Source organism: Faecalicatena contorta (genome assembly GCF_021531995.1).
GTDB classification, from domain to species: domain Bacteria; phylum Bacillota; class Clostridia; order Lachnospirales; family Lachnospiraceae; genus Dorea_A; species Dorea_A contorta_A.
In genome coordinates this window covers 1-6,915 of the sequence record NZ_JAFBIZ010000134.1, presented here as the reverse complement: position 1 = coordinate 6,915, position 6,915 = coordinate 1, and the positions used below count along the sequence as shown (strand labels likewise).

Here is a 6,915-nt window from a genome sequence, read left to right as displayed (position 1 = left end):
GCCTTATTAAAGTGCGCCTAAAATGTCCGGTTATCTACATTTCATTCCAGAATTCGTGCTTTGCACGAATTCATCCTTGTTTTGGTTCAGAATTGCGAACAAGCTTAGCGAGTTTCGCAATTACCTAGGTATCTGAAATATCTTACTTGATCTCTCCACTGACAATTCCAGCATCTTCCTGATTCTCAATGATTGCCCGGATTCCACACACTAAGGCTTCTGCAATCATCCCGGATGACATGCTTGGTGTACCGTCCGGAAGACTGACCGTCTGCTCCGGCAGATACGGAACATGAACAAACCCGCCCCGCATATCAGGATGTTCTTTCTCAATCATATACAGAAGCCGGTACATAATATCATTGCATACATAGGTGCCTGCCGTATACGATACCCGCGCAGGAATCTTCGCATTCTGCATATATTGTACCATACGCTTCACCGGCACAGTCGCAAAATAGGCCGTTGCCCCATCTTCCTTGACCGGGGTATCCAGCGGCTGGTTTCCCTCGTTATCCGGTATCCTGGCCTCCATCAGATTAATGGCCACCTTTTCTACCGTGATCCCGGATCTTCCGCCCGCCTGCCCTACACAGAGTACAACATCCGGCTTATATTCTTCGACAGCGGCCCTCATCACCGCTTCATCTTTTCCAAAGACAGTCGGAATCTCAATTTTCATGATTTCAGCTCCATCTATCCGATCCGGAAGCTGCCTGACCGCCTCATATGCAGGATTAATCGTTGCTCCCCCAAACGGGTCAAATCCTGTGACTAATATTTTCATCGTTTTCACCGACTCCTTTCTTATTCTTAATAGAGCTGTGGTTCCGGAACAATTACTCGTCCCCGTTCCATAATTTTTCGATTATCCGTATATATATCTGGTTCCAGCATCACAAGATCGAAATGTCCGCTTGCTTCATATGCCCCTCCAAGCGCCAGATTTCTTCCAAAACCGATATGATACGTTCCATATGCCGATTCATCTTCAATATAGCAATTCCCGATACATTTTGCATAAGAGTTAAGCCCGATACCCAATTCACCGGCAGTATACATCCGTTCGTCTTCAAAGCTTTCGAGATACTCTTTCAGTCTTTTTCCATCTTCTGTCTCCTCAATGAACACAATCTTTCCATTTTGTATTTCAATCCGAAATGGTTCCCTGACCGCTCCGATATATCCGAGTGATCCATCCAGATACACAACACCCTCTGTCTGATCTTCTTCTATAGGGACATATAATTCAATACTGGCTGAGGAAAAACCTTTTCCGTCTCTGACATCTCCATTAAAAAAGCCCGCATTTCTTCCTTTTTTCCGAAAGCTGATATCTGTCCCCTGTTTTGTCGTCACCTGAAGGAAGGTTGCCGAGTCCACATATTTTTTTATTACATTTGCCATCAACTTGCTTTTCTTTGTATCCATTTGCAAAAATGAATAACCAAGCATGGATCGCCCGTCATTCGTTGACAGCGGAAGTGACAGGTATTTTTTTCCTTCTGAGATCGCCCGCCTCACTGCTCTGGTAGTAACCAGGGAATAGTCGGTTGCTCCAATGATGACATCATAGTCATCAAATATCTTTTCATTCTTATCAAAGAATACACCAACCTTTTTCCCTCGTTCCTCCACAACCATCAGATCTACCTGAAGAGAATACTCCATGCAGGCGTTTTTCAATATCTGAACTTCTGCCAGATGTATCTCACTGCTTACAATCAGAACCTTTTGTCTCATTTTTAAATGGAGCCAATTCTGTGCAATGATATTGGCTCCACGGACAACCTCCTGGTTCTGGACAGAATCAATTTGTTTCATATGACTCTTTCCTTTTTATATTACTATTTCATAATTATCATGTAGCAGATCTGGAAAACCAGAAGAATGATTGCCGGAATAATCTGATTCTTAATAACCCCAAATCGATCCTTCATATCCAGAAGCGCAACCGGAACGATGTTAAAGTTCGCCGCCATCGGTGTGCAAAGTGTTCCACAATAACCACAGGTCAGTGCCAGCATTCCGATTAGGGTAGGATCCGCACCGTAAGCAAGTACGAACGGAGCACCGATTCCAACTGTCATAACGGTGATCGCAGCAAATGCATTTCCCATAACCATCGTAAACAAGGCCATACCTATTGCAAATATGATAATACCAACATTAACATTTCCCTCCGGAATGATGTTTCCGACGATTCCGGCAACCACATCTCCGACTCCTGCCGCTGTAAATATTGCTCCCAGACTTGCAAGCAGCATAGGTAACATGGAAAGAGGTCCTACGGTGGAGATCAATCTTTCCGAGTCATTTAAAAACGTAACTGGTTTATTCTCTTTGTTAAACAGCATCAGCAGAATCATAGAAACAAGAATACCTGCTCCGATTCCTACCATTGCTCCGAGAGTCGGAAGGAATAAAGCAAAACAGATCGCTCCGATACCGATAGAAAGTGCCGGTACAAATACCTTCATTCCTACTTTACTGTACGTATCTGCAACCTTCTCTTCTGTCGGCGCATTGGATTTTCCAATCTTTACCTTACCCATGATTGCCGGTACACACATGATCAGAATCAGAACACCGTCCACAACAGCCGGTATCCAGCGTCCAAACGCCAGTACGACACCCAGTACGCACCAGAAAACACCCGTGCCAATGCGTGAAGGATTCTCTTCATCTCTAATATTTTTGATTCCTGTATAGATGGTTAATAAACCAATGACGATATAAATGATTTCCAATAATTTCTGTCCTAGTGTAAAGTCTGCACTGGTAAAAAATGACATATCTGTGTCCCCCCTCCTGCTTATTTATCTTTTTTGTAGTACTTTTTACAAAGAGCTTTATCCTTGATTACATAATATACGATTGCCACAATCGCTGCAAAGATACCTACCGGGATCTCCACTTTCGCAAGATCAGCAAGTTCCACATGATATCCCAGCGGTTCTAAGGTAGACTGTACCAGCAATCCACCGGCACCACCAATAAACAATACCTGACAGAAGAACCACGCAATATTTTCCATACCGGAAGCCATGCCTTTTAACTCTTCCACATGCTCTTCATTCGGCACATCCCCGTTCGCTTCAATCGCACCGGTTGCCATCGGCATAATGATCGGACGTACGAATCCTGCAACACCGCCAAATCCAACATTAAAAGCGGCAAATACAGATCTCATGACTCCATATGCTCCGATTACCACTCCCGGTGATGCATTTTTAACTTTTCCAATCAGTGCTGCAGCAGCATTTTTCAATCCATTTCTCTCCAGTGTTCCTGTTACAAGCATTACAAGAATGAAGATTGCCATACTCCTGTTTGCCACAAAGCTTGAACCAAGAGTCTCACACAGTCCGACCGGCCCCAGGCCTCCAACTAAAGCTGTTACCACAGCTGCAACAACAATGATCAGGATGGAATCCAGTTTCAATGCAAAACCTAAAATTACAATCAAGATTCCGATGAGTTTTAAATATTCCATTTTTCTCCTCCTTTGAAATATGTTTTATTTTCTATCGAGCAATAACCGGACGCTTTCTCGTCACAGTCACTTTAATGTCATTGCTCGTATAGTTCCATTCTTTCTCATAGACATAAGAACAATTCAGGATCATGTCGATGATTGCCAGATCATGTACCAGATGCGATCTGGCACATTCATATAAGTAATCCCCCTGTGCCGTCTCATCTGCAACCTCACTGACAAAATCCACACTCAGAATCCATGGGTATTTTACAGATGGATATCGATGGTCCGGAGTATATGGACTTGGGATCCAGTAATTAATCATATTCTTGTAATAGTTTGCCGGGAACAGTTTTGGCATCCATGCATGTGCATATTTTTCAAACTGTCTCGCCCATGAAAGATTTACCTTTGTAATTGCTTCGTCCTTAAGAAATGCATCCGCAATCGCATCCTCCATTTTTTTATTCAACGTAATATTGCTCTGATATCTTTCCTCCTGAATATGAAAGAAATATCCGTAGATCAGAGATCTCGGAAGCCAGAATCCCCGATAGGAAGGAGACGTATATCCGGAAAACTGCTGTTCCCACTCATGACTTGGAACGCCATGATTATCGATCAGGAAATCCGGAAGGTGTCTCATAAACAGCCGTTTTAATCCCTTTGCTTCTTTATGAATTGTCTCATCCACAAAATGCTCATAATAGAATTCTTTTCCAATCGCATTAAACCTTGCAACATGTAATTTCCATGTTGGATTGTCTTTCTGCAGTTCATAATGAATTGCAGCTCCATCCACATTTTCCATCGGAACCAGAATAAGATTCATATTATCCGCAACATTTTCATATTTTTTATCCGTTAGGAGTGTCTTAAGCAACATAAACGCTTCATTCGTACCTGACACCTCATTGGCATGATGCCTTGTGTTGATGATTTCTGTCGGATGATTGGTAATGCGTTTGACTCTGGAAATATATCCTTCCAGATGAGGTTTTAACTCCACAGCGTATAAGCTTCGTCCCATATAGGAATGCGTAGTCTGATATACGTTAATTCCAGGAACTCTTTTCAGTTGATTCAAAAGCTCTACACACTGCTCATATCCGATCAGTGTATGTTCCAATATATCGATATCTTCAACCCGAATTGTCTTTTCTTCCTCTTTTACCGGAGCAATACCCACAGAATACGTATGCGTATCCGTCTCAAACCGAAGTACATCAATTCCATACAGACGTCCGGACAGTTCCAGCACCCCTGCCTCCATCAGTTTTGCATAAGCTGCCACCAACGCTTCATCGACATTGCCGACATGTAAAGTAACAATCGTTTTATGTTCTTTTACTTCCAGCCGTTTCATCCAGATATCCACATCCCATTTCTTTACAGCAGATGTGATTACTTTATCGCCGCACACGATGGTTGGACATTTTTTCTTTGATGAATAAAGCGAAACTTTAAAATATGGCTTTCCTTCTCCTTTTTTTACAACCGGGAGAATGAGTCCCGGTGCATCCGTTATCTTTCCACATTTTTCTATACCATAGTTTTTAAAATAGTCCGTCCCTGCAAAATACAGATCTTCATGCAGACCATCCAGAGTCGAGAATAAATCTTCTCTTGAATTCAGAATCTCATTCGGTTCGCTGGCCACAATATCGAGCTGAAGCTTTGAAAAGAATGGCTGCGCTTCCACCATGTCTTCTCCTTCCGTAATCCGGTCGGTATATGCACGCACCTCAGGCAGCACTTCTGTCTGATAAATCTCCCATATTTTTTCCACATCCGACCAGATCCGTTCATTCAGAACTGCGTCTCCATTCTTCCAGACTCTTAAAAAGCCGGTAGCAGGATGCACCTTTCCCAGCTGCGGGAAATCATCCAGATATGCTCTTTCACTGTTTGCCGCAAGATAGCTGTCTTCATAGACCACGGTGTGTTCCGCGTCCAGTGCTCTGACCAGATATGTCAGATCCTCCGTTCCTTCATAGACCTGAAATACAACATGATCTTTCTCAACTCCGACTGTCTCCACAATCGTATCCTCTATCGGATAAAGTTCCTGAAGATAACGGATCGGAAGATCATACCAGTGATTCAGATCATCTTTTACATTGTTGTATTTGGGTGTGGCGCCATCTTCATCCAGCCACTCTGTCTGTCCTTCCGGCAAAAATGGTTTGAAAAAGATCTCTACACGGTCCACATTCTCTTTTGACGTCAGGATCGGATTCACCTTTTCATCGATCCAGGAATATCCCTGCTTATAGGAACAGATAACATCCACTTCTGCCACTGCTCCTTTTTCCAATATATTTTCCCGTATCTCATCTTCCAATTCTTCTCTTACTTTTTTATCCTCGCTGACTGCAGCAAAGATCCTGATCCGATCACCTGTTTCGATCTTTGGATAGATCTCTTTTTCCAGGATCTCCCTGAGTTCATCCACTTCCCAGGTAATGTCGTATTCCTTTTCATAGATCCGTTCATCATCTTTATAACCTACAAATGAAGTATCCGGAAAACAGCTTTCCACCTGCTCTCTCCGGCTGTTCAGCGTTGCATCCACATAGGCATATGCTCCTTCTTTTTTCCCAGACGCCTCCAGATAAGCAAGTTGTCCGTCCAGTGTCTGCATCGCAAATCCTTCGGCGATCTCTTCCAGCCGGTCAGCCCAGGTATCAAACGCCCCCTGAAGCGGAAAGCTCTCGCATAACATTCGAATTCCCGACTCGAGAGCTTCTCCATTTCCTGCTATGTACACCTTCACTCCATTCTGCGTGTCTTCGTAAGATACCGAAAATTCTCCTCCGCCAACAAACAGGATCTCGTTCCCGTTCCCGGAACATTCTCTTAAAAGAATTCCCTCATATCCGGTCGTCTCCATCCCCAGGCGGAATGCCACATTAACTGCTGCTGCAAATTGAGCATCCGATGCACCTTCCTGCAAAACCAGATGGACATCCATCCGATCCGGCAGTTCATCCAGATTATCATCCTTCAGAAACGAACCCTTGGAAAAGATGCCTTCCAGCCCCTTCCGCTTTCTACGATCCTGCTCCGGTATCGGCAAAGGAGAATCTGACGAAGCTACATATCCTTGCGGAATCACATTCACTTCCCTCTCAGGTAAGGGCTGCAGCTCAGTCATGTCCGCAATCGCATCCGGAACCGGAAGCCCCTCCCCCCATGTTGTGACTGGAAACACAGCTGCTTCACACAAGAATCCCAGGGCTCTCGCATATTCAATCGCGATTTTTTTATATTGATAGTCTCCGCCCTTTGTCAAAGCAATCTTGTCATTGAATTGATACTTCAAACTTCTCTCTCCTCTCCATATATTTTTATCATCTGTTTTATCTCAAACATAATCATGATCGCACTATATCTCATATTACATTCTTGTACTTTAGTACCGTATTATGTAC

General features: G+C 43.6%; 5 protein-coding genes. All 5 read right to left on the bottom strand.

The genetic code is table 11. The annotated features are described in order from the left end of the window. Window positions 1–142: 142 nt before the first annotated feature. Genes pcp through JQM82_RS13630 form a run of 5 tightly spaced genes read right to left on the bottom strand, consistent with a single transcriptional unit; the run spans window position 143 to window position 6,806 of the window. On the bottom strand, window positions 143–787 hold the full coding sequence (gene pcp, locus JQM82_RS13650; RefSeq protein WP_235250937.1) for a pyroglutamyl-peptidase I: 645 nt from the start codon (window positions 785–787) through the stop codon (window positions 143–145). A gap of 26 nt (window positions 788–813) precedes the next feature. Further along, window positions 814–1,824: an aminopeptidase gene (locus tag JQM82_RS13645; protein ID WP_235250936.1), complete on the bottom strand. Its 1,011-nt coding sequence runs from the start codon at window positions 1,822–1,824 to the stop codon at window positions 814–816. A gap of 23 nt (window positions 1,825–1,847) precedes the next feature. Next, entirely contained in the window at window positions 1,848–2,795 is a 948-nt protein-coding gene (locus JQM82_RS13640) for a DUF979 domain-containing protein (RefSeq protein ID WP_235250935.1), read from the bottom strand. Window positions 2,796–2,815: 20 nt separating this feature from the next. Beyond that, the gene (locus tag JQM82_RS13635; protein ID WP_235250934.1) at window positions 2,816–3,496 is read right to left on the bottom strand and encodes a 5-oxoproline transporter, DUF969 family subunit; all 681 of its coding nucleotides are present in this window, start codon (window positions 3,494–3,496) and stop codon (window positions 2,816–2,818) included. A gap of 31 nt (window positions 3,497–3,527) precedes the next feature. Beyond that, window positions 3,528–6,806 (bottom strand): M14 family metallopeptidase, encoded by a 3,279-nt coding sequence (locus JQM82_RS13630; RefSeq protein WP_235250933.1) that lies wholly within the window; start codon window positions 6,804–6,806, stop codon window positions 3,528–3,530. Window positions 6,807–6,915 lie beyond the last annotated feature (109 nt).

Excerpts from the sequence above, each read along its gene's own strand:
- pcp (WP_235250937.1), bottom strand. The coding sequence starts at position 787 with ATGAAAATATTAGTCACAGGATTTGACCCGTTTGGGGGAGCAACGATT.
- JQM82_RS13645 (WP_235250936.1), bottom strand. The coding sequence starts at position 1,824 with ATGAAACAAATTGATTCTGTCCAGAACCAGGAGGTTGTCCGTGGAGCC.
- JQM82_RS13640 (WP_235250935.1), bottom strand. The coding sequence starts at position 2,795 with ATGTCATTTTTTACCAGTGCAGACTTTACACTAGGACAGAAATTATTG.
- JQM82_RS13635 (WP_235250934.1), bottom strand. The coding sequence starts at position 3,496 with ATGGAATATTTAAAACTCATCGGAATCTTGATTGTAATTTTAGGTTTT.